This window comes from Pseudomonas sp. FYR_2 (genome assembly GCF_043106425.1).
Lineage (GTDB): Bacteria > Pseudomonadota > Gammaproteobacteria > Pseudomonadales > Pseudomonadaceae > Aquipseudomonas > Aquipseudomonas monteilii.
In genome coordinates this window covers 18,843-41,713 of the sequence record NZ_JBICMM010000037.1, presented here as the reverse complement: position 1 = coordinate 41,713, position 22,871 = coordinate 18,843, and the positions used below count along the sequence as shown (strand labels likewise).

General features: G+C 63.9%; 19 protein-coding genes. 6 read left to right on the top strand and 13 right to left on the bottom strand.

The features are described 5' to 3' along the window. Positions 1-58 precede the first annotated feature (58 nt). Together ampD and ampE are read left to right on the top strand one after the other, a co-directional pair. Positions 59-631, top strand: coding sequence for a 1,6-anhydro-N-acetylmuramyl-L-alanine amidase AmpD (gene ampD, locus ACF8R4_RS15030; protein WP_060500163.1), 573 nt, complete (start codon positions 59-61; stop codon positions 629-631). After that, on the top strand, positions 628-1,458 hold the full coding sequence (gene ampE, locus ACF8R4_RS15025; protein ID WP_104833413.1) for a regulatory signaling modulator protein AmpE: 831 nt from the start codon (positions 628-630) through the stop codon (positions 1,456-1,458). Before ampD ends, ampE begins: the two co-directional genes overlap by 4 nt. Positions 1,459-1,583: 125 nt before the next feature. On the opposite strand, the gene ACF8R4_RS15020 is transcribed toward ampE, so the two are convergent. Further along, entirely contained in the window at positions 1,584-2,360 is a 777-nt protein-coding gene (locus ACF8R4_RS15020) for a TatD family hydrolase (RefSeq protein WP_104833412.1), read from the bottom strand. A gap of 2 nt (positions 2,361-2,362) precedes the next feature. Then, positions 2,363-3,358, bottom strand: coding sequence for a catabolite repressor/activator (gene cra / locus ACF8R4_RS15015; protein ID WP_060500166.1), 996 nt, complete (start codon positions 3,356-3,358; stop codon positions 2,363-2,365). Positions 3,359-3,720: 362 nt separating this feature from the next. Between cra and ptsP the strand changes: the two genes are divergently transcribed. The 3 genes from ptsP to ACF8R4_RS15000 are packed head-to-tail and all read left to right on the top strand — an operon-like array spanning position 3,721 to position 9,258. Further along, entirely contained in the window at positions 3,721-6,573 is a 2,853-nt protein-coding gene (ptsP, locus tag ACF8R4_RS15010) for a phosphoenolpyruvate--protein phosphotransferase (protein WP_223623730.1), read from the top strand. Between the two features lies 1 nt (position 6,574). Further along, on the top strand, positions 6,575-7,522 hold the full coding sequence (pfkB, locus tag ACF8R4_RS15005; protein ID WP_060500168.1) for a 1-phosphofructokinase: 948 nt from the start codon (positions 6,575-6,577) through the stop codon (positions 7,520-7,522). Then, the gene (locus tag ACF8R4_RS15000; protein WP_060500169.1) at positions 7,519-9,258 is read left to right on the top strand and encodes a PTS fructose-like transporter subunit IIB; all 1,740 of its coding nucleotides are present in this window, start codon (positions 7,519-7,521) and stop codon (positions 9,256-9,258) included. Before pfkB ends, ACF8R4_RS15000 begins: the two co-directional genes overlap by 4 nt. A 60-nt stretch (positions 9,259-9,318) precedes the next feature. Here ACF8R4_RS15000 and ACF8R4_RS14995 read toward each other — a convergent pair whose 3' ends face one another. Next, the gene (locus tag ACF8R4_RS14995; RefSeq protein ID WP_392492815.1) at positions 9,319-9,540 is read right to left on the bottom strand and encodes a DUF3820 family protein; all 222 of its coding nucleotides are present in this window, start codon (positions 9,538-9,540) and stop codon (positions 9,319-9,321) included. A gap of 202 nt (positions 9,541-9,742) precedes the next feature. Here ACF8R4_RS14995 and ACF8R4_RS14990 point away from each other — a divergent pair, with 202 nt between their 5' ends. Beyond that, entirely contained in the window at positions 9,743-10,219 is a 477-nt protein-coding gene (locus tag ACF8R4_RS14990) for a PA2169 family four-helix-bundle protein (protein WP_060500170.1), read from the top strand. On the opposite strand, the gene ACF8R4_RS14985 is transcribed toward ACF8R4_RS14990, so the two are convergent. The 10 genes from ACF8R4_RS14985 to ACF8R4_RS14940 form a co-directional block, all read right to left on the bottom strand. Further along, entirely contained in the window at positions 10,216-11,706 is a 1,491-nt protein-coding gene (locus tag ACF8R4_RS14985) for a sensor domain-containing diguanylate cyclase (RefSeq protein WP_060500171.1), read from the bottom strand. The genes ACF8R4_RS14990 and ACF8R4_RS14985 overlap by 4 nt on opposite strands. Before the next feature lie 235 nt (positions 11,707-11,941). Continuing rightward, the gene (locus ACF8R4_RS14980; protein ID WP_392492814.1) at positions 11,942-13,276 is read right to left on the bottom strand and encodes an OprD family porin; all 1,335 of its coding nucleotides are present in this window, start codon (positions 13,274-13,276) and stop codon (positions 11,942-11,944) included. 205 nt (positions 13,277-13,481) lie between these two features. Continuing rightward, on the bottom strand, positions 13,482-13,706 hold the full coding sequence (locus ACF8R4_RS14975) for a hypothetical protein (protein WP_104833408.1): 225 nt from the start codon (positions 13,704-13,706) through the stop codon (positions 13,482-13,484). Positions 13,707-13,986: 280 nt separating this feature from the next. Next, the gene (locus ACF8R4_RS14970) at positions 13,987-15,375 is read right to left on the bottom strand and encodes a heavy metal sensor histidine kinase (protein ID WP_060500174.1); all 1,389 of its coding nucleotides are present in this window, start codon (positions 15,373-15,375) and stop codon (positions 13,987-13,989) included. After that, complete coding sequence (locus ACF8R4_RS14965) at positions 15,350-16,024, bottom strand: heavy metal response regulator transcription factor (protein ID WP_012270545.1); 675 nt, start codon at positions 16,022-16,024, stop codon at positions 15,350-15,352. The genes ACF8R4_RS14970 and ACF8R4_RS14965 overlap by 26 nt, the downstream gene beginning before the upstream one ends. A 9-nt stretch (positions 16,025-16,033) precedes the next feature. Beyond that, a complete protein-coding gene (locus ACF8R4_RS14960) occupies positions 16,034-19,126 on the bottom strand; it encodes a multidrug efflux RND transporter permease subunit (RefSeq protein ID WP_104833406.1) in 3,093 nt (1,030 codons plus the stop codon). Continuing rightward, positions 19,123-20,286 carry an efflux RND transporter periplasmic adaptor subunit gene (locus tag ACF8R4_RS14955; protein WP_104833405.1) on the bottom strand — a complete coding sequence of 388 codons (1,164 nt, stop codon included), beginning with the start codon at positions 20,284-20,286 and terminating at the stop codon, positions 19,123-19,125. Before ACF8R4_RS14955 ends, ACF8R4_RS14960 begins: the two co-directional genes overlap by 4 nt. 221 nt (positions 20,287-20,507) lie before the next feature. Further along, positions 20,508-21,242: a YkgJ family cysteine cluster protein gene (locus tag ACF8R4_RS14950; RefSeq protein WP_104833404.1), complete on the bottom strand. Its 735-nt coding sequence runs from the start codon at positions 21,240-21,242 to the stop codon at positions 20,508-20,510. After that, on the bottom strand, positions 21,239-21,550 hold the full coding sequence (locus ACF8R4_RS14945) for a hypothetical protein (RefSeq protein ID WP_060500178.1): 312 nt from the start codon (positions 21,548-21,550) through the stop codon (positions 21,239-21,241). The genes ACF8R4_RS14950 and ACF8R4_RS14945 overlap by 4 nt, the downstream gene beginning before the upstream one ends. A gap of 88 nt (positions 21,551-21,638) precedes the next feature. Next, positions 21,639-22,538: a chemotaxis protein gene (locus tag ACF8R4_RS14940; protein WP_060500179.1), complete on the bottom strand. Its 900-nt coding sequence runs from the start codon at positions 22,536-22,538 to the stop codon at positions 21,639-21,641. Between the last annotated feature and the right edge of the window lie 333 nt (positions 22,539-22,871).

Genomic DNA, 22,871 nt, shown 5'->3' with positions numbered 1-22,871 from the left:
CGGTGTTGAGCGCAGGGCATACTGTTGACCTGTTCACGGCGTTTTCAGGATCTGCCCCATGCAATTGGACCGTGCCACTGGCTGGTTTCACGGAACCGGAATCACCCACTGCCCTTCGCCGAACTTCAATGCCCGCCCTGAAGGCGAATCGATTTCTCTGCTGGTGATCCACAACATCAGCCTGCCTCCAGCCTGTTTCGGCACCGGCAAGGTCCAGCAGTTTTTCCAGAACCGCCTGGACCCCGATGATCATCCTTACTTCAACAGCATCAAGCACCTGACCGTGTCGGCGCACCTGTTCGTCGAGCGTGACGGGGTGGTGACCCAGTTCGTGTCGTTGCTCGATCGCGCCTGGCACGCTGGCGTTTCGTGTTTTGACGGGCGCGAAGGCTGCAACGATTTCTCCATCGGTATCGAACTGGAAGGCACTGACGACCAGGCCTATACCGACGCCCAGTACGCCGTGCTGGAACAACTTACCCGGCACATTCGTAGCGCCTGGCCGGCCATCGACCTGAGCCGCATTCAGGGCCACAGCGACATTGCCCCGCAACGCAAGACCGACCCCGGCCCGTCCTTCGATTGGCCGCGCTACCGCGAAGCGTTGTTGCACAACGAGGACAAGGCATGAGTTTTCTGGTGTTGTTGCTGGCATTGTGGGTCGAGAAGTTCTCGGCCCTGCGCCACCGCGTGCAGCGCGACGGGTTTTTCCTTGGCGAACTGGTGCGCCTGGAGCGTAGCGGCAAGGTACATCCGTGGTGGACGCTGGCCATTCTGGTGCTGGCACCGGTCATGCTGCTGGTGTTGCTGCTGCACGTGCTGGAGCCGGTGGCGTATGGGCTGTTGGCGTTGCCGGTGCACCTGCTGGTGCTGGTCTATAGCCTGGGCCGTGGTGATGCCAAGGCCTCGCTTGGGCCGTTCCGCGATGCCTGGCGGCGTGGTGATGACCAGGCGGCGCTGCATGTTGCAGAGCGTGACCTGGGGCTGGCCGCCGACGAGCCGCACAGCTTGCTGGTAAGGGTGCAGGGCAACCTGCTGTGGCAGGTGTACCAGGGCTTTTTCGCGGTGATCTTCTGGTATTTCGTGCTGGGGCCTGGGGCGGCGCTGGCTTATCGCCTGCTGGCGCTGTGCGGCGAGCACAGCAAGCAGCCTGCGTTGAAGGCGCGGGCCGAACAGCTGCGGCACGTCATGGACTGGCTGCCGGTGCGGGTACTGGCGTTGAGCTTTGCTCTGGTGGGCAACTTCCTCTCGGTCACCCGCGTGATGTTGCACGAGGTGCTCAACTGGCACATCAGTGCCGCGCACCTGGTGGCCAGGGTCGGGCGCATTGCCGATGATATTCCCGAGGAAGAAGACAGCCTGCGCGGGTTGGGGCGGCTGGACAGCTTGTGGGAACTGCTGCTGCGTTGTGCGGTGCTGTGGTATGCCGGGTTTGCGCTGTGGACGGTGCTGGTCTGAACTGAATTTGCTGGCCTCTTCGCGGGCACGCCCGCTCCCTTAGGTACGGCGCCGAACTCAGGGTTGCCGCGGTCTCTGTGGGAGCGGGCGTGCCCGCGAAGAGGCCATGACAGGCAACAAAGCATCTACCAGCCGAACAACTCACAAGCATTGCGGCTGCTAGCTTCTGCCAGCTCCCCGACATCAATTCCCATTACCTCGGCCAGCGCCCCGGCAATCTCTGGCAAATGCTCCGGGCTGTTCCTCACACCCGGGTACATCACCGGCGCCATGTCTGGCGCATCGGTCTCCAGCACCACACTCTCCAGCGGCAGCCGCGCCAGGGTCTTGCGTAGCCGCAGTGCCTGTGGCCACGTCGCGGCGCCGCCAAGCCCGAGCTTGAAGCCCAGCTTGATGTACTCGCGCGCCTCTTCGTAGCTGCCGGCAAACGCATGGATCACCCCCGCCCGCACCGGTTTGTAGCGCTTGAGCGTGGCAATCACTTGCGCATGGCTGCGGCGTACATGCAACAGCGCAGGCAGCTCGAAGTCGCAGGCCATCTGCAGTTGCGCTTCAAACAGGTCCTGCTGGCGGGTTTTGTCCAGGTCTTCAAGGTAGTAGTCCAGGCCAAATTCACCCACGGCGCACAGCCGTGTATCGCCGCGCAGGCGTTCCAGCCATTCGCGCAACTGAACGAGGTGCTCCGGGCGGTGCTGGTCGAGGTAGACCGGGTGCAGGCCGAGTGCCGCGAACAGGCGCTGATCGGTGCAGGCCAGGTCCCACACCCGCTGGAAATTCGCCTGGTACACCCCCAGCACCACCATGCGTTCCACCCCACGCGCTGCCGCATTGGCCAGCAGGCGCGGGCGGTCGGTGTCGAAGTCGGGGAAGTCCAGGTGGGTATGGGTGTCAATCAGGCGCATGGTCAGGCTGCAGTGATGCGTTGCTTGAAGGTACGACCAACGGCATGCACACCCGGCTCGTAGCGCTTTTCCTCGATGGCGGCCAGTGCCAGCTCCAGCGCGGTGGCGGCAATCAGGCCATGCTGCTGGGCCATGGCATTGACCGGCAGTGGCAGGAAGTCGAGCAACTGGTTATCGCCAAAGGTGCCCAGCTGCAGTTGGCGCGAATCGGCAGGGCGCGCCTGCAGGGTATCGAACACCCCTTGCAGCAGTACGTACGAGGTCGTCACCAAGGCATCCGGCAGACCGCCCAGGTCGTCGATCAGCTGTTGCATCAGGCGCTGGCCGCACGCGCGGCTGAACGCTTCACCCTGATAGCGGCGCACTTCACCGGCATAGCCTTGCAGCGCCTCGTCGAAGCCGCCGGCACGCGCCTGGCTGACAGACAGCTCAGGGCGGGCGCCGATCAGGGCAATGCTGCGCGGGGCGGCACTGAGCAGGCTGGCGGCCAGTTGGCGGCTGGCATCACGATCGTCGCTGATCACCGAGCAGAAGTGCGCAGGGTCCAGGCGGCGGTCGATGGCGATCACCGGCAGGCCTTTGTCCTGCAAATCGCGGTAGCTGTCGTCTTCCGGTGGCAGGCAGCTGGCGACGAACAGCGCGTCGCAGCGGCGGGCACGGAACAGTTGCTGCAGCTGGCGCTCGCTGTCGGGCTGGTCGTCGCTGCTGGCGATCAGCAACTGGTAGCCACGGGCGCGGGCGCCTTGCTCCAGCTGCTTGGCAATGCGGGCGTAGCTGGGGTTCTCCAGATCCGGGAGAATGAAGCCCAGGGTGCGGGTGTGCCGGCTGCGCAGGCCAGCGGCCTGCGGGTTTGGGGTAAAGCCATGGGCTTCGACCACTGCACGCACGCGCTCGACGGTGGTGTTGCTGATGCGCTGCTGTTCAGCCTTGCCGTTGATGACATAGCTGGCTGTGGTCACGGACACACCGGCCAGGCGGGCGATATCGCTGAGTTTCACCGAATTTTCCTTGTTATTTCCGGGGCTGGCTGTAAGGCCGGACCGGGCATTTTGACCCAGCGCAGGCATCACGCGCAGACGACCATTGTCGCAATTGTCCGACAGGATGGGGCTTTTTACCGGGCAGATTATCGAGTAACGTGGCCGCCTGGTCAGATTAAACGTTTCAGCCGCCGAATTTTCTGCCTCGGCGGAACAGCTGCAAGTTGCTAGCTGCAAGCTACAAGAAGATGCGGCCTGTGCATGGTTCGCTTTTTTCATACAGCTTGTAGCTTGAGACTTGAAGCTTGTGAACTGGCCCTTCATGTGAATTTCACAACAATACTCCAGTACCCGACCGGGAACTGCAAAAGGAGAAGGTCATGCTCGAGCTCGCCAAGGAGCAGATAGCCATGGGCCAGACGGCCGCCGACAAGGCCGAGGCGTTGTGCCTGCTGGCGGACCGGCTGGTCGCTGACGGCCTGGTCGCCGAGGGTTACCTGCAAGGGCTGCAGGCCCGAGAGGCCCAAGGCTCAACGTTCCTTGGCCAGGGCATCGCCATCCCCCATGGCACGCCACAAACCCGCGATCTGGTGCATGCCACGGGCGTGCGCCTGTTGCAGTTTCCCGAAGGCGTAGACTGGGGGGATGGGCAAAGGGTCTACCTGGCCATTGGCATTGCTGCACGCTCCGATGAACACCTGCGCCTGCTGCAGCTGCTCACCCGTGCCCTGGGTGAGACCGACCTGGCCGAAGCGCTACGCCGGGCCAGCTCTGCCGAAGCGCTGCTCAAGTTGCTGCAAGGTGCGCCTCAGGAACTGGCGCTGGACGCGCAGTTGGTCGGCCTGAACGTTCCCGCTGAGGATTTCGACGAACTGGCCTGGCGCGGTGCCCGCCTGCTGCAGCGCGCCGACTGTGTCGACAGCGGTTTTGCCGCCGTGCTGCAACAGGCCGAGCCGCTGCCATTGGGCGAGGGCCTGTGGTGGCTGCACAGCGAGCGTCAGGTGCGCCAACCGGGCCTGGCCTTCATCACCCCGCAGCAGCCACTGCGTTACCGTGACCAGCCGCTCAATGGCCTGTTCTGCCTGGCCAGCCTCGGCGCGGCCCATCAGGCTTTGCTTGAGCGCCTGTGCGAAGTGCTGATCGAAGGGCGTGGGCAAATGCTCTACCAGGCCACCAGCAGCCGTGCGGTACTGGAAGTGCTGGGGGGCGAGGCGCCAGCAGATTGGCCCAGTGCGCGCATCGTGCTGGCCAACCCGCATGGCTTGCATGCGCGTCCGGCCAAGGTGTTGGCGCAACTGGCCAAAGGCTTCGAGGGCGAGATCCGCGTGCGCGTGGTCGACAGTGCGCAGCCGGCGGTGTCGGTGAAGAGCCTGAGCAAGCTGCTCAGCCTGGGCGCCCGCCGAGGCCAGACGCTGGAGTTGGTGGCCGAACCGGGCATCGCCGCCGATGCCTTGCCGGTGCTGCTGGCGGCCATCGAACAGGGCCTGGGCGAAGAGGTTGAGCCGCTGGCGCAACGTGAAGCAACCATTGCCAGCGTTGCGGCCGACGTGCTGCAAGCCCCCGTGGCCGGTAGCCGTATCCAGGGCGTGGGCGCTGCCCCCGGCATTGCCAGCGGCCCGGCGCATGTGTGTGTCGAGCGTGAGTTCGATTATCCGCTACGTGGCGAATCCAGTGCTCTGGAGCGGCAAAAGCTGCGTCAGGCCATAGCGGCGGTGGACAGCGACCTGCAGGCTTTGGTGACGCGCAGCGACAAAGCCATTGGCGAGATCTTCGTCACCCACCAGGAAATGCTCGCCGACCCGGCCCTGACCGACGATGTCGAACAGCGCCTTGCCCAAGGCGAAAGTGCTGCGGCAGCCTGGATGGCGGTAATCGAAGCCGCAGCCCGTCAGCAAGAGGCGTTGCACGATGCCTTGCTGGCCGAACGCGCCGCCGACCTGCGCGACATCGGCCGCCGCGTGCTGGCGCAATTGTGCGGTGTGCAGGCCCAGGTTGAGCCGGAGCAACCTTACGTACTGGTGATGACCGAAGTCGGCCCGTCCGATGTGGCGCGGCTGGACCCAAGCCGGGTCGCCGGCATCGTCACCGCTCAAGGAGGCGCCACTGCCCACAGTGCCATCGTCGCCCGTGCGCTGGGCATTCCTGCAGTGGTGGGCGCGGGGGCTGCGGTCCTGCTGCTTGAGCCCGGCACGCCGCTCTTGCTCGATGGCCAGCGCGGCGTGGTCAACGTGGCGCCGCCGGAAGAAGAATTGCAACGCGCCCTGGCCGAGCGTGATGCCCGCGAGCAACGCCTGCAGGCCGCCTGGGCCAACCGCCTCGAACCCGCCGTGACCCGCGATGGCCACGCTGTCGAGGTGTTCGCCAACATCGGGGACAGCAATGGCATCGCCAAGGTGGTGGAGCAGGGCGCCGAAGGCGTCGGCCTGCTACGCACTGAACTGATTTTCATGGCACACCCCCAGGCCCCGGACGTGGCGACCCAGGAAGCCGAGTACCGCCGCGTGCTCGATGGCCTGGACGGGCGACCGCTGGTGGTGCGCACCCTCGATGTCGGCGGCGACAAGCCGCTGCCGTACTGGCCGATCGCCGCCGAAGAAAACCCTTTCCTCGGCGTGCGTGGCGTGCGCCTGACGCTGCAGCGCCCGCACATCATGGAAGACCAGCTGCGTGCCTTGCTGCAGGCTGCCGACAATCGCCCGCTGCGTATCATGTTCCCGATGGTTGGCCAGGTACACGAGTGGCGCGAGGCGCGGGCCATGGTCGAGCGCTTGCGTGCAGAAACCCCGGTGGCCGACTTGCAACTGGGCATCATGGTCGAAGTGCCTTCGGCGGCCTTGCTGGCGCCGCAATTGGCGCGTGAAGTGGACTTCTTCAGCATCGGCACCAACGACCTGACTCAATACACCCTGGCCATCGACCGTGGCCACCCAAGCCTTTCGGCCCAGGCCGATGGCTTGCACCCGGCCGTGCTCAGCCTGATCGACATGACCGTGCGCGCTGCCCATGCCCATGGCAAGTGGGTAGGCGTGTGCGGCGAGTTGGCGGCCGACCCGCAGGCGGTGCCTGTGCTGCTGGGGCTGGACGTTGACGAGCTCAGCGTGTCTGCGCGCAGCATCGCCGAAGTCAAGGCCCTGGTTCGCCAGGCCGATCACCAGACGGCCCGCGCCCTGGCGCGCGAGGCCCTGCAACAAGACAGCGCTGCGGCGGTTCGCGCGCTGGTGGAGCGTTTCTGAAATGGCCAAGATCCTTACCCTCACCCTGAACCCGGCGCTGGATATCACCATCGGCCTGGACACCCTGCGCCCGGGGCAAGTCAACCGCAGCCAGGTGCAACAGAGCCACGCTGCGGGTAAAGGGCTGAACGTTGCCCAGGTATTGGCCGACCTGGGGCACAGCGTGACCGTCGGCGGCTTTCTCGGGCAGGACAACCTGCAGCCATTCGAAGCGCTGATCCAGTGGCGCGGCTTTGCCGACTGCTTTGTTCGCGTGCCGGGCGAAACCCGCAGCAACATCAAGCTGGTCGAGGCCGATGGCCGCGTCACCGATATCAACGGCCAGGGCCCGGAGGTGGATGAGGCAGCGCGTAGCGCGTTGCTGCGCCGCCTGGAACAGGTCGCCCAAGGCCATGATGCGGTGGTGGTGGCCGGTAGTCTGCCGCGTGGCATCAATGCCGAGTGGTTCCGCCAGTTACTCGACCAGTTGAAGGCATCGGGCCTGAAGGTCGCGCTGGACAGCAGCGGCGAAGCCTTGCGTGCGGGCCTGCAAAGCGCACCTTGGCTGGTCAAGCCCAATACCGAAGAGTTGGGCGAGGTACTCGGCCTGGCTGTGGATAACCCGGCGCAGCAACGTGCAGCCGCCGAGCACCTGCTGGCCAGCGGCGTCGAACATGTGGTGGTGTCTGCAGGTGAGCAGGGGGTCAGCTGGTTCGCCCGCGACCTGGCCGTACACGCCAGCCCACCCAAGGTGCGGGTCGCCAGCACGGTGGGGGCGGGGGATTCGCTGGTAGCCGGCATGGTCCATGGCCTGCTGCAGGGCGAGCTGCCTGCGCAGACGTTGACCCGCGCCACCGCGATTGCCGCCCAGGCCGTCACCCAGGTTGGCTTCGGCATCCGTGACCGCGAGCAACTGGCGCGTCTGGAAGCTGCCGTGCAACTGACAGAACAACAAGAGGGTTGCCGATGAACATTGCCATTGTCACCGCCTGCCCCAACGGCCAGGTGTCGAGTGTGCTGAGCGCACGCTTGTTGTCCGCCGCTGCCCAGCGGCGTGGCTGGAGTACCAGTGTCGAAGTGCAGGAGGCCGGGCACCCCGAGCGGCAACTGAGTGCGCAGCAGATCGCCGAGGCCGACTGGGTGCTGGTCGTCAGCACTGGCGCAGTGGACCTGGCCCGCTTCGTCGGCAAGCGTGTGTACCAGAGCACACCTTCCCAGGCGCTGGCCGACCGTGAAGGCTTCCTCGATGAGGCAGCCGCCAATGCCCAGCCGTTGGTGGCGGCATCAGACGCCCCAGTCGTTGTTGGCAGCGCTGTCACGCAAATCGTTGCGGTCACGGCTTGCCCGACCGGCGTCGCGCACACATTCATGGCCGCAGAAGCCTTGCTGCAAGCGGCACAGCAGATGGGCTATCAACTCACGGTCGAAACCCAGGGTTCGGTCGGGGCGCGCAATCCCTTGTCTGCCGAGGCCATCGCAGAGGCGGATGTGGTGCTGCTGGCCGCTGACATCGAAGTGCCCACTGCGCGGTTTGCCGGCAAACGGATCTACCGTTGTGGCACTGGCATCGCCCTCAAGCAAGCCCGCGCCACGCTGGACAAGGCCCTGGCCGAAGCCAAGGTGGAAAGCACCGCCGATGCCGCAGCGGCTGCCAGTACGACAAAGGGCGAGAAGACCGGTGTGTACAAGCACCTGCTGACCGGGGTGTCGTTCATGCTGCCCATGGTGGTGGCCGGTGGGCTGCTGATTGCCCTGTCGTTCGTGTTCGGCATCGAGGCGTATAAAGAGCCGGGCACCTTGCCGGCGGCGTTGATGCAGATCGGTGGCGAGGCCGCGTTCAAGCTGATGGTACCGCTGTTGGCGGGCTACATCGCCTGGTCCATCGCCGACCGCCCGGGGCTTGCGCCGGGCATGATCGGTGGCCTGCTGGCCAGCACCTTGGGGGCCGGTTTCATCGGTGGCATCGTCGCGGGCTTTCTTGCCGGTTACAGTGCCAAGGCCATTGCCCGCTGGGCACGCCTGCCTACCAGTCTGGAAGCGCTGAAGCCGATCCTGATCATTCCGCTGCTGGCCAGCCTGTTCACCGGCCTGGTGATGATCTACGTGGTGGGCCAGCCGGTGGCGGCCATGCTCGAAGGGCTTACGCACTTCCTCGACAGCATGGGCACCACCAATGCCATCCTGTTGGGGCTGTTGCTGGGGGGCATGATGTGCGTCGACCTTGGCGGGCCGATCAACAAGGCCGCCTATGCCTTCTCGGTGGGGTTGCTGGCGTCGTCGAGCTACGCACCGATGGCGGCGACCATGGCCGCCGGCATGGTGCCGCCGATAGGCCTGGGCATCGCCACTTTCCTGGCCCGGCGCAAGTTCGCCCAGAGCGAGCGCGAGGCAGGCAAGGCGGCGTTGGCGCTAGGGCTGTGCTTCATCTCCGAAGGGGCGATCCCGTTTGCTGCCAAGGACCCGTTGCGGGTGATTCCGGCCAGTGTCGTGGGTGGCGCATTGACCGGGGCGCTGTCGATGTACTTCGGTTGCAAGCTGATGGCGCCGCATGGCGGCTTGTTCGTGCTGCTGATTCCCAATGCGATCAACCATGCACTGCTTTACCTGCTGGCGATTGTGGCGGGTAGCCTGGTGACGGCGGTGGTGTATGCGGTGATCAAGAAGAGCGAGCGGGTGGAGTTGGCGGAGGCTCCTGTAAAAGGCTAGAGACTTCTGGAGGCATTACTGGCCTCTTCGCGGGCAAGCCCGCGAAGGGGCCAGCACAGGTCACCGCCGATGTTTCTGCCGCAGAGGCACCAACAGATCACCCAACCCGTTGTGGTCGATCTCATGCATCAACGCCAGCAACCCACCCAGCTCCCCCGCCGGAAAGCCCTTGCGCGCAAACCACGCCAGGTAGTCCCCCGGCAGGTCGGCAATGATCCGTTCCTGATACTTGCCAAACGGCATGGTCCGGGTCACCAGCAGTTCGAGGGTTTCCGGCTTCATCTTTGATGCACCTGGCTGTGGAAAAGCGCCGACCATACTGCAATCTGCACGAGGGCCCAAGCGGCAATCATGCAGAACGCCCTCATCAGTGTTCATCTTAATTGCATAACTTATTGAAAATAATGGAATTATTTTTTGTATAAGGCTTGGCACGAACACTGCTCCCTTACAGATGACTATCAACTGCCAAGGAGTTCGTACCATGAGCAACCCCAACAAAGACGTGATCGATGTGCTCAACGACCTGATCGAGTACAGCAAGGATGGCGAGAAAGGCTTCAAGACCTCGGCCGATGATGTGAAGAACCCAGAGTTGAAAGCGTTCTTCGTCCAGCGTGCCGGTGAGTGCGCCAATGCCGCAGGCGAACTGCAAAGCGAAGTGCGCCGTCTGGGCGGCGACCCGGAAACCTCCACCAGCATCAGCGGCGACCTGCACCGTGGCTGGGTCAACCTGAAGTCGATGGTCACCGGCAAGGATGATGAAGCGGTACTCAACGAGGTGGAGCGGGGCGAGGATCACGCGCTCAAAGCCTACAAGGAAGCCCGCGAAAAGCTGGTGAAACTGGGCCGCACCGCCAGCGACATGACCTACAGCCTGGTGGAAAAACAGCTGCAAGGCGTGCAGCGCAACCATGACCAGGTCAAGGCCCTGCGCAACGCTGCCCGCGCCCGTTCTTAAGCCTCAGGCCCCTCTACCCGGTTGCGGCCCATGGCCTTGGCCCGGTAGAGCGCTTCGTCCGCAGCGCCCAGCACCCTGGCCAGGTCGTGCTGGGTGCCGGACAGGCCGATACCGATGCTCACCGTCACCGCGTGGGCATCATCGGCAAACGGCGCTAGCGCCTCGACACTGGCGCGTATGCGTTCGGCCAGTAGTCGGGCGCCGGCCAGGTCGGTTTCCGGCAGCACCACTTGAAACTCCTCCCCGCCATAACGTGCAGCCAGGTCGGCCGGGCGGCGGATGCACGCTTCTATGGTTTTGGCCACTTCACGCAGGGCATGGTCGCCACCGGCATGGCCATGGCGCTGGTTGAACGCCTTGAAATGGTCCACATCCACCATCAGCACGGCCAGGGGCTTGCGGTTGCGTTGCGCGCGAGCCCATTCATGGCGCAGCACCTGGTCCAGGCGGCGACGGTTGGCCAGGCCTGTCAGGCTGTCGGTGGCAGCCAGGGTTGCTAGGCCTTGCTCGGCATCCTGACGGCGGCGCAGTTCGCGGCCCAGCAGCAGGGTCAGCCAGAGAATGCCCACGCAGAGCACGCCGGTAGCGACGCTGACTAGAATCGCGGTACGTCGCCATGACTGGAACACCTCGTCTGCCGAGTGAACCACCAGTACGATCAGCGGCAACTGCGCGACACGGGCAAAGGTGTAGATGCGTGAGTTGCCGTCGCTCCCGGAGCGTGCCGTGAAGTTGCCACTCTGTTCGCTGAGAATACGCTTGAAGTTGGGCCGCCCGGCATAGTTGGTGCCGATTAGTGGGTCTTGCGTGCGCGAGGGCTGGCGGGCGAGCAACTGCCCGTCGGTATTGAACAGGTTGATGCTGCTGTCGTCGCCGATGTCCAGGCGCTGGAACAATTCGCTGAAGTACGACAGGCGCAGTGCCCCTGCCGCCAGCCCGGCGAATTCGCCATTGGGGCCAGAGATACGCCGGCTGAAACTGATACACCAGTCCAGGTCGCCCAGTTTGGCCTTGAACGGCGGGCCCACCAGCAAACCGAGATTGGCGTTGTTCTGATGCGCCTTGAACACCCCGGTATCGCCGAAGTTGGCCTTGCGCGGCACGCTGCTGGTGGAGTCGCCCACTACGTTGCCTTGTTTGTCCAGCCACAGCACATCACCGCGTTTGCGGTCGACGAAGGCTTCATTGAATAGCAGGCGCTGGCGTAGCGGGCCGGGGATTTCCGGCAGTTCCTTGCGTCCGACAGCCCAGATCAGGCCCTGCAGGGACTGATCGTAGAGTTCGGCGTTGCGCAGGATGTCGCTTTCGATCAACTGAACGATGTTGTTGGACGAGCGAATGGCCGACAGCTCGACGCTATCGCGTTCACGCGCCAGCAGGTAGCTGACGATGGCGACGATGGCGAGCACGGCAAGGCAACTGCCCAGATTGAGGGTCAGCTCGGGGTGCGACCTGAGGAATGCGAAACGCGGTAATCGGGTGGGCATGCTCGCTACTGCGTGGGCAGGGCCATTCGCGGCGGCGACATTTTAGGGAAGCACGGATTGTCGGACAAGATTTGTCCGACGGAATCACAGTGTGCTGTATTTCAGATTCACACCAGACCCTGTGGGAGCGGGTTCACCCGCGAACACCGACGAAGCCGGTGCCCAACACCGCGGTGCCTTCTTCGCGGGTAAACCCGCTCCCACAGGGGTTATGTATGAAGCTTAAAAAACGGGATCAGAACACGTTCAGTGGGTAATCCACGATCACCCGCACTTCATCGTTGTCGCTGTTGCTGTCGATCGACGCATAACCCTGGCTACCACGGTGGGTGGCATAGCGCACCAGCACCGACAGGTCTTTCAGGTCACCCTCCTGGAACACGTACTTCACGTCCAGGTCACGTTCCCAGTGCATGGCGTTCTTGCCATCTTCACGGTAATAGTCATAGTGGGTGGTGTCTTTCACCGCCTTGGTCAGGTCAGCTTCACCGCGCGAGTACGACAGCGAGGTGGTCAGGCCAGGCACGCCGACGCCGGCGAAGTCATAGTCGTACTGCAGCTTCCACGAACGCTCGTTCGGCGCGTTGAAGTCCGAGTACATGCGCGAGTTGTCCAGGTACACGCTGTCGCCCAGGTTGATGTAGTCGAACGGCGTGTTGCCGTTGACCCGCTGGTAGGCGGCGGTGACGCTGTGGAACCCGGCGTTGACGGTGAAGTGAACGCTGTAGGTGTTGTTGTCGATCTTGCCCAGCAGGGCCTGGCCGGTGTCCTGGGTGTGGTAGAAGTGCACGCCCGGGTTCAGGCTGACCAGGTCGTTGACCACGTAGGTGTAGTCGAAGTCAGCGTAGTACTGGTTCCAGATGTCCTTCAGCTCGGCGGCGTACAGGTTGGCGGTGATGTTTTCGGTACCGCTCCACGACGCGCCGGCCCAGTTCAGGTGCTTGCTCTTGTCGTGTTCGTTCAGCGCGCCGTAGTAGGTGTCGATACGGCGATGGCCGCTCTGGTTGTACGGGTGGGTGAAGCTCACCTGGCCGCCTTCGAGCAGCAGGCTGTCGATGCTGGTGTTGGTCAGGCTCACGCCACGGAAGGTCTGCGGCAGCATGCGGGTTTCGCCGCCAGCGATCACCGGGTTGGTCAGGAACAGGTCACCGGCTTTCAGCTCGGTGTCGAAGGCTTTCAGCTTGACTGCAGCGCCCGCCGTGGAGAACGAGTGCGGGGCAGCGCCCAGCTCGCCGTCATCCTTGATATGCTCGGGCAGGATGCTGGTGCCGGCATGGCCGCCACCGCCGTCGAGCTTAAGGCCCAGCATGGCATGGGCGTCCAGGCCAACGCCGACCACACCCGGGGTGTAGCCCGACTCGAAGCGCGCAACCGCGCCCTGGCCCCACTCGCGGGTGTCGCGCACGCCGGCGTTGTGGTTGTCGCGGTTGAAGTAGGCATTACGGAAATGCAGGTTGAACGACGACCCTTCGATGAAGCCATCAGCCTTGTCTTCATCTGCCTGGGCGGCGAAAGGGATCGTTGCAGTCAACGCAATGAACAGCGGGGTTAAACGAAACGCGGAAGGCACCGGTACTAGCTCCTTTGATGTGACGGTGGGGCAGTTTTTATTTTTGAATGTGCGTCTTTCTTATAAGTAGACGTTACAGCCGGGCTGAGCGTTAAAGCACATAAAAAAAGCCGCTGATTGGCAGCGGCTTTAAAAGGCTAACATATCGGCACCGGTGGTGCCCATGGCGTAGCCAAGGGAAATCTGGAGCAGCGACAGCGCTTGATCAGCTGTCGGCATTGGCATCGACAGAAACTTTGGAGGCTGTCTGTTTTGCATCTTTGGCGGCGTCAGACTTGTTTGCAGCTACAACGTCGCGGGCTTCTTGGTGGACGGCGGCGAGCTCTGCATTACGGGTGACGAAAGCGCTGGATTCTTCGGCCATGGCCAGGGGCGACAACAACAGGGAAGACAGGACGAAGACGCTGGCAATACCCATACTGTTGGACATTTGAAACTACCTTCTTGCGGTGCAAGTGCTAATGAGGACGGGGGTAAAGTTAGTCCTTTCAATACACTGGAAACAGACCTGAGTGCGATAAGCACTGTTGCGCAAAAGGTAACGATCTATGAACAACCAATAGGGCTTTCGCCGCAAATCCGCAGTCTAGAGCGCTTTCACGGTTCTCTGTGGGAGCGGGCGAGCCCGCGAAGCAGGCACCGCAGTGTATGGCACGGGCTTCGCCCGTGTTCGCGGGCACGCCCGCTCCCACAGGGACCGCGTTCTGCAGTCAGGTATGGATCGGCAAGCGAATACCGAAGGTATTGGCCCCCGCTGCACTGCGCACAAACACCTCTCCCCCATGCATCAGCGCAATCGCCTTGACGATGGCCAACCCCAACCCATGGTTACCCCCACCGCTGTTGCTGCGCGCCGCATCCACCCGGTAGAAGCGCTCGAACAGCAACGGCAGGTGCTCATCGTCAATCGCCGGCCCCGGGTTGCTCACGGCGATGCTGACCTGCTCCGGCCCGGCATCGATCTGCACGCGGATCTCTTGGTGCGGCGCCGTATGCTGCACGGCGTTGTTCAGCAGGTTGATCAACGCCCGGCGTAGTTGGGCTTTTTCGATGGGGGCGTGAGCATCGCCGCTTACGTTCACGCTGACCTGTGCGTCTTCGAGGATGTAGTCCAGGTAGTCGAGCGTGGTCGCCACTTCCTCGGCCAGCGAGGCCTGGGTCAGGGCAGTGGCCTTGCTGCCTTGGTCGGCACTGGCCAGAAACAGCATGTCGTTGATAATACTGCGCAGGCGCTCCAGCTCTTCCAGGTTGGATTGCAGCACTTCGAAATAATGCTCGGCGCTGCGGCCTCGGGTGAGTGCGACCTGGGTCTGGCCGATCAGGTTGGTGAGTGGGGAGCGCAGTTCATGGGCAACGTCAGCATTGAAGGCTTCCAGCCGCGAGTAGGCCTGGCTGACACGGTCGAGCGCAGCGTTGAAGGCGCCGGCAAACTGCGCCAGTTCCGGGGCCAGCGCGTGGGTCTTCAAGCGCCCGTCCAGGCGTGGCGGGGCCAGGGCCTGGGCCTCGTTGGACAACGCCAGCAACGGGCGCAGGCCAATGCGCGCCACCCAGTAGCCCAGCACTGAGGCCAGCAGTACGCCAAGCACCGCCAACCCGACAATCGCCACCAGCAGGCTGTGCTGCGCCTGCCAGAAGGTTTCGGTGTCGATGCCGATCAGAAAGCGTAGCGGTGGCCGCTCGCCCAGTGCTGGCAGTTCGCTGACCAGCACCTTGTAAGGGTAGGGGCGGTCCGGCAGGCGCAGGTCGCGCATACCCTGCGGGCCTTCGGCGAAGGCGCGTACCAGCTCGCTGGGGTGGCCGTACTCGTAGGCCGGGTTGCTGCTGACCACCCAGAAGCGGATGCGTTTGTCTTCTTCGCTCAGCAGGTTGAGCTTGTTGTTGATCTTGGCCCAGTGGTCTGGCGTACCGAAGCGGTTGAGGGTGGATTCGAGCACGCTGAAGCGTGCGTCCAGTTCGGCTTGCGGCAGCAAGTCCAGGCTGTGGTCGACCTGGCGGTAAAGTGCCGAGCCGATCAACACGAACACGCCCAGTGCGACCAGGATGAACAGCGCCGACAGACGCAGGGCGATGGAATTACCCCGCACGGTTTTCCAGGACATAGCCCATGCCTCGGATGGTGTGCAGCAGCTTGTTGTCGAAAGGCCCGTCCAGCTTGGCGCGCAGGCGCTTGATCGCCACTTCCACAACGTTGGCATCGCTGTCGAAGTTGATGTCCCAGACCAGCTCGGCAATCGCCGTCTTCGACAGGATTTCACCCTGCCGCCGGGCCAGTACGCTCAGCAGCGAGAACTCCTTGGCAGTCAGGTCCAGGCGCTGGCCGGCGCGGGTGGCCTTGCGCGCCATCAGGTCGATCCACAGGTCTGCCACCTGCACCTGGAGCGGTTCGTGGCTGCTGCTACGGCGGGTAAGGGCCTGAAGACGGGCGACCAGTTCAAGAAACGAGAACGGCTTGCCCAGATAGTCGTCGGCACCCTCACGCAGGCCGTGGATGCGGTCTTCGACCCGTTCGCGAGCGGTCAGCATGATCACCGGCGTCTGCTTGCGCGCGCGCAAGGCGCGCAGCACGCCATAGCCATCCAGGCCGGGCAGCATCACATCCAGCACGATCACCGCGTAGTCGCCTTCCAGGGCCAGGTGCAGGCCGTCGATGCCGTCCCGCGCCAGGTCCACGGTAAAGCCCTGTTCGCTCAGGCCACGATGCAGGTAGTCGGCGGTTTTTTCTTCGTCTTCGATGATCAGCACACGCATGGTCTTGTCCTAGCTGGCACTTGGCGCTGCCGCACGGGCAGCCTGGCGGCGATGGAACAGGCGCTCCAGGGCCAAGTATATGACCGGGGTGGTGAACAGCGTCAGGGCCTGGCTCACCAGCAGGCCACCCACCACTGCAATGCCCAGTGGCTGACGCAACTCGGCACCGGTGCCGAAACCGAACATCAGCGGCACCGCGCCGAGCAAGGCGGCCAGGGTGGTCATGATGATCGGACGGAAGCGCGTCAGGCACGCTTGATGAATCGCCTGTTCCGGCGTCAGGCCCTGATGACGCTGGGCTTCAAGGGCAAAGTCGATCAGCAGGATGCCGTTTTTCTTGACGATGCCGATCAGCAGCACCACGCCAATCAGCCCCATGATGCTGAAGTCCTGGCCCATGGCCCACAGCAATATCAGCGCACCCAGGCCGGCCGAGGGCAGGGTGGAAATGATGGTCAGCGGGTGGACGAAGCTTTCGTACAGCACGCCGAGGATGATGTACACCGCCACCAGCGCGGCCAGGATCAACCACGGTTGGCTCGACAGCGAACTCTGGAACGCCTGGGCCGCACCCTGGAAGTTGCCGCTGATGGTGTCGGGCATGCCCAGCTCCCGCTGGGTGCGGTCGAGGATGCTTACTGCATCACCCAGTGCCACGCCGGGGGCCAGGTTGAACGACAGGTTGGCCGCCGGGAACAGGCCGTCGTGGCTGATCGACAGCGGCCCGGTGCTGGGCGGCGCCACGTGGGCGACGGCCGACAGTGGCACCATCTCGTTGCTCAGCGGCGAGCGCAGGTAGAAGTAGTTGAGGCTCTCGGCCTTGCCACGTTGTTGCGCATCCAGTTCAAGGATCACCTTGTACTGGTTGGTGTCGGTCTGGAATTCGCTGATCTGCCGCTGGCCGAAGGCATCGTACAGGGCCTGGTCGACATCGGTGGTGGTCAGGCCGAAGCGCGCGGCGGCCTGGCGGTCGATGTCGATGCGGGTAACGCTGGCGCCCAGTTGCAGGTCGTTGGACAGGTCGCGGAACGCCGGGCTTTCCCGCAGCCGGTCAGTCATGCGCTGGGTCCACAGGTTCAGGGCCTCGCCGTCGTTGCTCTTGAGCACGTACTGATACTGGGTGCGGGACGGGCCGGAGCTGAGGTTGATGTCCTGGCCGGCGCGCATGTACAGGACAATGCCCGGTACCTGGGCCAGCTTGGGCCGCAGCCGGTCTATCAGTTCGCTGGCCGACACATCGCGCTCGCCGCGCGGCTTGAGGGCGATCCAGAAACGGCCGTTGGCGATGGTCTGGTTGCTGCCGGTAACGCCCACCGAATGGGAGAACGCGCGCACGGCCGGGTCTGCTCCGATGATTCTGGCCAGCGCCTGATGCTTCTCGATCATCGACGGGTACGAGACATCCGCCGCCGCTTCGCTGGTGCCCAGAATGAAACCGGTGTCCTGCAACGGGAAGAAGCCCTTGGGGATGGCCACGTAGCCAGCCACCGCCAACGCCAGGGTCACGCCAAACACACCCAGGGTCAGGCGCTGGTGGGCGAGGGCGCGGTTCAGACCCTTTTCGTACCACTTGACCAAGCGTTCGCCAAAGCCGCCCTTGTGTTCAGCGGGTGGGCGGCGCATGAACAGCGCGCACAGGGTTGGCGCCAGGGTGAGCGAAACCACCACCGAAATCAGGATGGTGGCCGTGGCGGTCAGGGCAAACTCTTTGAACAGCCGCCCGACCACACCGCCCATGAACAGCAGCGGAATGAATGCGGCAATCAGCGAGAAACTGATCGACACCACGGTAAAGCCGATTTCCCCGGCGCCCTTGAGCGCCGCCGTTCGGCTATCATCGCCGGCTTCCAGGTGGCGGTGGATGTTCTCCACCACTACGATGGCGTCATCGACCACGAAACCCACCGAGATGACGATGGCCACCAGGGTGAGGTTGTTCAGGCTGAAACCGAGCACGTACATCAGTGCGCAACTGGCGATCAGCGAAACGCCGAGCACGCTGGATACCACCATGGTCGCCGACCACTGGCGCAGGAACAGCGCCATCACCCCGATGACCAGGGCCACGGCGATCATCAGGGTCAGTTCGACTTCATGCAGCGAGGCGCGGATGGTCTGGGTACGGTCTTGCAGCACCGACACTTCGACCGAGGCCGGCAGCATCTCTTGCAGCTTGGGCAGGGCGGCCAGCACGCGGTCCACGGTATCGACGATGTTGGCGCCGGGCTGGCGGAAGATCACCAGGTTCAGCCCTGGCTGGTCGCCGGACCAGGCTTTGACGTAGGCGTTCTCGGCGCCGTTGATCACCTTGGCCACGTCCTTCAGGTGCACAGGGGCGCCGTCGCGGTATGAGACGATCAGTTGCGCGTAGTCCTCGGGGTGGAACAGCTGGTCGTTGGCGGCGATGGTCGACACGCTGTGCTCGCCGTACAGCGCGCCCTTGGCCAGGTTCAGGCTGGTCTGTTGGATGGCCTGACGCAGGTCGGCCAGGGTCAGGCCGATGGCGGCCAGCTTCTCGGGCTGCGCCTGCACGCGGATTGCCGGGCGCAGCTGGCCGGTGATGTTGATCAGGCCCACCCCGTCGATCTGGCTCAGCTGGCGGGCCAGCAGGGTTTCGGTGTAGTCGCTGAGGTCGTTGCCGGGCATCTGGTCAGAGCTGACCGTCAGCACCAGCACTGGGCTGTCGGCCGGGTTGACCTTGCGCCAGGTCGGCGGGTTGGGCAGGTCTTGCGGCAGGCGGGCGGTGGCGGTGTTGATTGCGGCCTGCACTTCCTGGGCAGCGGTGTCGATGTTCTTGTCGAGGGTGAACTGCAGGATCAGGGTGGTCGACCCCAGCGCGCTGCTGCTGGTCATCTGGGTCATGCCGGGGATGGCGCTGAACTGCACCTCCAGCGGCGTGGCCACCGATGAGGCCATGGTTTCCGGGCTGGCGCCGGGCAGCTGGGCAGTCACCTGGATGGTCGGGAAGTCTGCCTCCGGCAACGGCGCCACCGGCAAGCGCGGGAAGGCGATGGCCCCCAGCAGCACCAGGGCGAAGGTCAGCAGCAGGGTGGCGATGGGGTGGTCGATGCACCAGGCGGAAACACCGTTGCGCGTGTTCATGGCTGGCTCCGGCGGTCGGCCATTTCCGACGGCGCAGGAGCATCAGGCGTGACCTCGACCCGCGCGCCCGGCTTGAGCCTTGACTGGCCATCAAGCACCAGGCGCTCGCCTGGCTTGACCCCGGCAATGATGTTCAGCCCGCTGTCCTGGTACAGCACCTTCACCGGCACGCTGGTGACCTTGTCGCCGTCCAAGCGGTAGACGAAGTGCCCGTCGACGCCGCGCTGCACCACCGGTGGCGGCACCACCAGGGCGTTTTCTTCCACGGCGGTGCGCAGGCGAAGGGTGACCAGCTGGCCCGGCCACAGGTGGCCGTCCTTGTTGTCGAACTCGGCTTTTACCCGCACGGTACCGGTGGTGCCGGAAATCTGGTTGTCGATCAGTGCCAGGTGGCCTTCGCCGAGCAGGCTGCGGTCGCCGTCGGCGTCCATGTAGGCCTGCACCAGCGCCGGGGTGGGTGCCTTGAGCAGGCTTTGCAAGGTTGGCAGCATCTGCTGCGGCAGGGCGAATTCGACGGCGATGGGGTCGATCTGGGTGACGCTGAACAAGCCTTGGGTGTCGCTGGTGCGTACCAGGTTGCCCGGGTCGACATTACGGATGCCGACGCGCCCGGTGACAGGTGAACGGATCTGCGTGTAGGAAAGCTGGACCTCGGCGTTGGCGATGGCCGCCTGGTTGCCTTTGACCGTGGCCTGCAACTGGTTGACCAGCGCCTGTTGCTGGTCGAGGGTTTGCTTCGAGACGCCGTCATCGCTGCTGAGCAGGCGGTAGCGCTTGAGGTCGACGCCAGCCACCTGGATCTGTGCCTGGCTCTGGCCGAGCTGGGCGCGGGCCTGGTCGAGGCTGGCGCGGATGCTGCGGTCGTCGAGGGTGGCGAGCAGGTCGCCTTCCTTGACCCACTGGCCTTCCTTGACCAGCACCTGGGTGAGTACACCTTCGACTTGTGGCCGTACTTCAACACTGTGCAGTGACTGAACTGTTCCGATGGCGCTGGCGTAGCGCGGCACGTCTTGCTGGCCGACGCTGACCACGCGCACGGGGATGGCCGCCTGCGCACGGGCAGCGGGTGCAGGCTGGCGCTGGCTGTACCAGCTGCCCGCGACCACCAGGGCAAGAAGCGCCAGGGCAGCGAGGATGACAGAGCGGGACGGACGTCGCATCGGTGCGGGCACCTTGGCCAGAGGGGAGGGAACGGTAGTCTGTACTCAATTTTATAGCCCCCGAACCGGGTCGGCAGCGTGACCGCTGGCTGACAGCGCTGTCAGTTTCGGGCCTTAAGGTCAGTGCGCTACTGGCTTGTGTGAAAGTTTGCGCGATTCCTGTGGGAGCGGGCACGCCCGCTCCCACAATTACCGTGTATGCCTTTTCGCAGTGAGTCAGGCTAGAAGCCAATGAACGCGTAATACACCGGAGTTTCGCTGGTAGTGCGCAAACCAAGCCCCTGCAAGCTCGCGACCAGCGCCTCATCCTGCACATGCAAGGTCCACTGTCCCCCGTCATCCCCATGCACCTGCGCCAGCGCAGTGGCAAACGCCCCCATGTCCGGCAGGTAAGCCGTAAAACCATTACCCTTGAGCGCACTGGTGGTCATGCCCAGCGCCTGGCACACCGCCACCTTAGCCGCAATGTCATCCCGGTCGGCCTGCCGCGAGGCTTGTACCAGCGCTTCCAGCTCCGCATCGACCAGTTGCGTACCGTGGATCAGTTCCGGCCCCTGCTGCCAGGCTTCTGGCGGGCAGTCCTTGTTGTCCGGGCGCAGCGGAATGTGTGGGTTGATTTCCACCGGGTAGATGCGACAGACCAGCGGGCGCTGGTCGTAGATGGTGCAAAGGTCGTTGTCGTCGAGGTTGCGGCAGCGCCCGGGGTTGAAGGCGGCAAAGGTCACCGACACGCGTGCTTCGCCGTCGCCGCAGTGCACGGGATGGGAGCGGCGCAGTACATGTTCGCGCTGATCAGCCGGCATGCCGGGGCCGTCGGTGATGAACGCCTCGATCAGCACCACTACCTGACCGGCATCGTCCGCCCAGCGTCGCGCTTCATCAAGCGTCAACGGTACATGGTGGCCCGTGCAGCACTTGCCGCAACCGGTACAGCCGAATCGCAAGCTGTCGCTCACTTGGCCTCCGGGCTCCACTCGCTGACAAAGGCACGCTGGTGCTGGCGATCGTACAGGCACAACTCGGTGCCGGTGCGCTGCTGCATGTGCTTCTGTGGGTACACGCCTTCGATCAGCAGGGCGTTCATGCCCACCTGGTCATCGAACTCGGCGGGCTTGCCACGGGCGTGGGCGTCCTTGAACTGGCTGGCAGCCAGGCAGGCCTTGAGCATCTGTTGGCGCTGCTCGTTCCAGGCCTGGCTGCTGGAGGCCTGTGCGCTACCGCTGAAAAGGACGCAGCTGATCAGGATGGAGCTGAAGAACTTCATACGCGGTTCCGGCAGTTTTTTTACGAGGGGCGCGAATTATGCCCGACTCACCCCCGGCGGCAAGCCGGGGAAGTTGTCGCTGAATATATCAGCGCTCGGTGAACACCACGGTACGCGCGGCCACCACCAGACAATCGGTCAGCTCCGGTGAGGAGAACTTGGTAAGGATGGCGTTGGCCCCGGCCTGGGTTGCCTTTTCGCTGCTCATGGCGCTGTCCAGCGAGGTGTGCAGCAGCACGTAAAGGTGCTGGAAATCGGGGGTTTCGCGCAGGGTGCGGGTGAAGGCGTAGCCGTCCATTTCGCTCATTTCGATGTCGGAAACGATGATGTTGATCTCCTGCGACGTACCCTGCAGTTCCAGCAACACGTTAATGGCGTCTTTGGCGCTGCGCGCAGTGTGGCATTCGATGCCCAGGTTACGCAGGGTGTGCACTGACTGCTGCAGGGCTACCTGGCTGTCGTCCACCACCAGGATATTGGCGGCGGCCAGCAGGCTGGCGTCTTCTTCGCTCAAGGTGCCATGGGGCGGTTCGGCCACGGGTGGGGCGATGGCATGGATGACTTTTTCGATGTCCAGCACCTGCACCAGGGTGTTGTCCACCCGGGTTACGCCGGTGATGAACGAGCGGTTGCCTGAACCAAAGGGCGGCGGTTTGATGTCGGTGCTCAGGCAATGCACGATGCGGCTGACCGCCTGCACATGCAGGCCTTGGCGCGACCGGCTGATCTCGGTGACGATCAGGCAGCCGGCGTCCGGGTCGGCAAGAGGTCGCTCGCCAATGGCGCGGGACAGGTCGATGACCGACAGCGAATGGCCGCGCAGGGTCGCCACGCCTTTTACGTGGGGATGCGCCTCGGGCAGCTTGGTCAGCGGCGGGCAGGGGATGATCTCGCTGACCTTGAGCAGGTTGATTGCCATCAGCTTGCCGCTGCGCAGGGTGAACAGCAGCAGGGACAGCGAGTCCGCGCGGGCATTTTGCGTGGCCATGGTGACCTTCGGTGGGGAACGGGGGATAACCGGTTATCGGCCCTTTGGTGGATGGCTTTAGGGTGGTGATGGAAGTTGATGGGTTCGCCTTTTTTTTTTGTTGTCGACTCGACCGAGCGCCGCCCGCGCGGCGCATCGCGAGCTGCGCTCGCTCCTACGTTTTTTTCGGGCCAGTTATGGCTGTGCCAGGCCCGCGCGCCCGCCTTGTTTGTACGACACGATATCGAGCCATGCGCCAAGGCGTTCGCGCACAAATCCCACAGAAAAAATTGGCCGGAAACAAACGTAGGAGCTCGCGATGCGCCGCGCGGGCGGCGCTCGGTCGCACCAGCA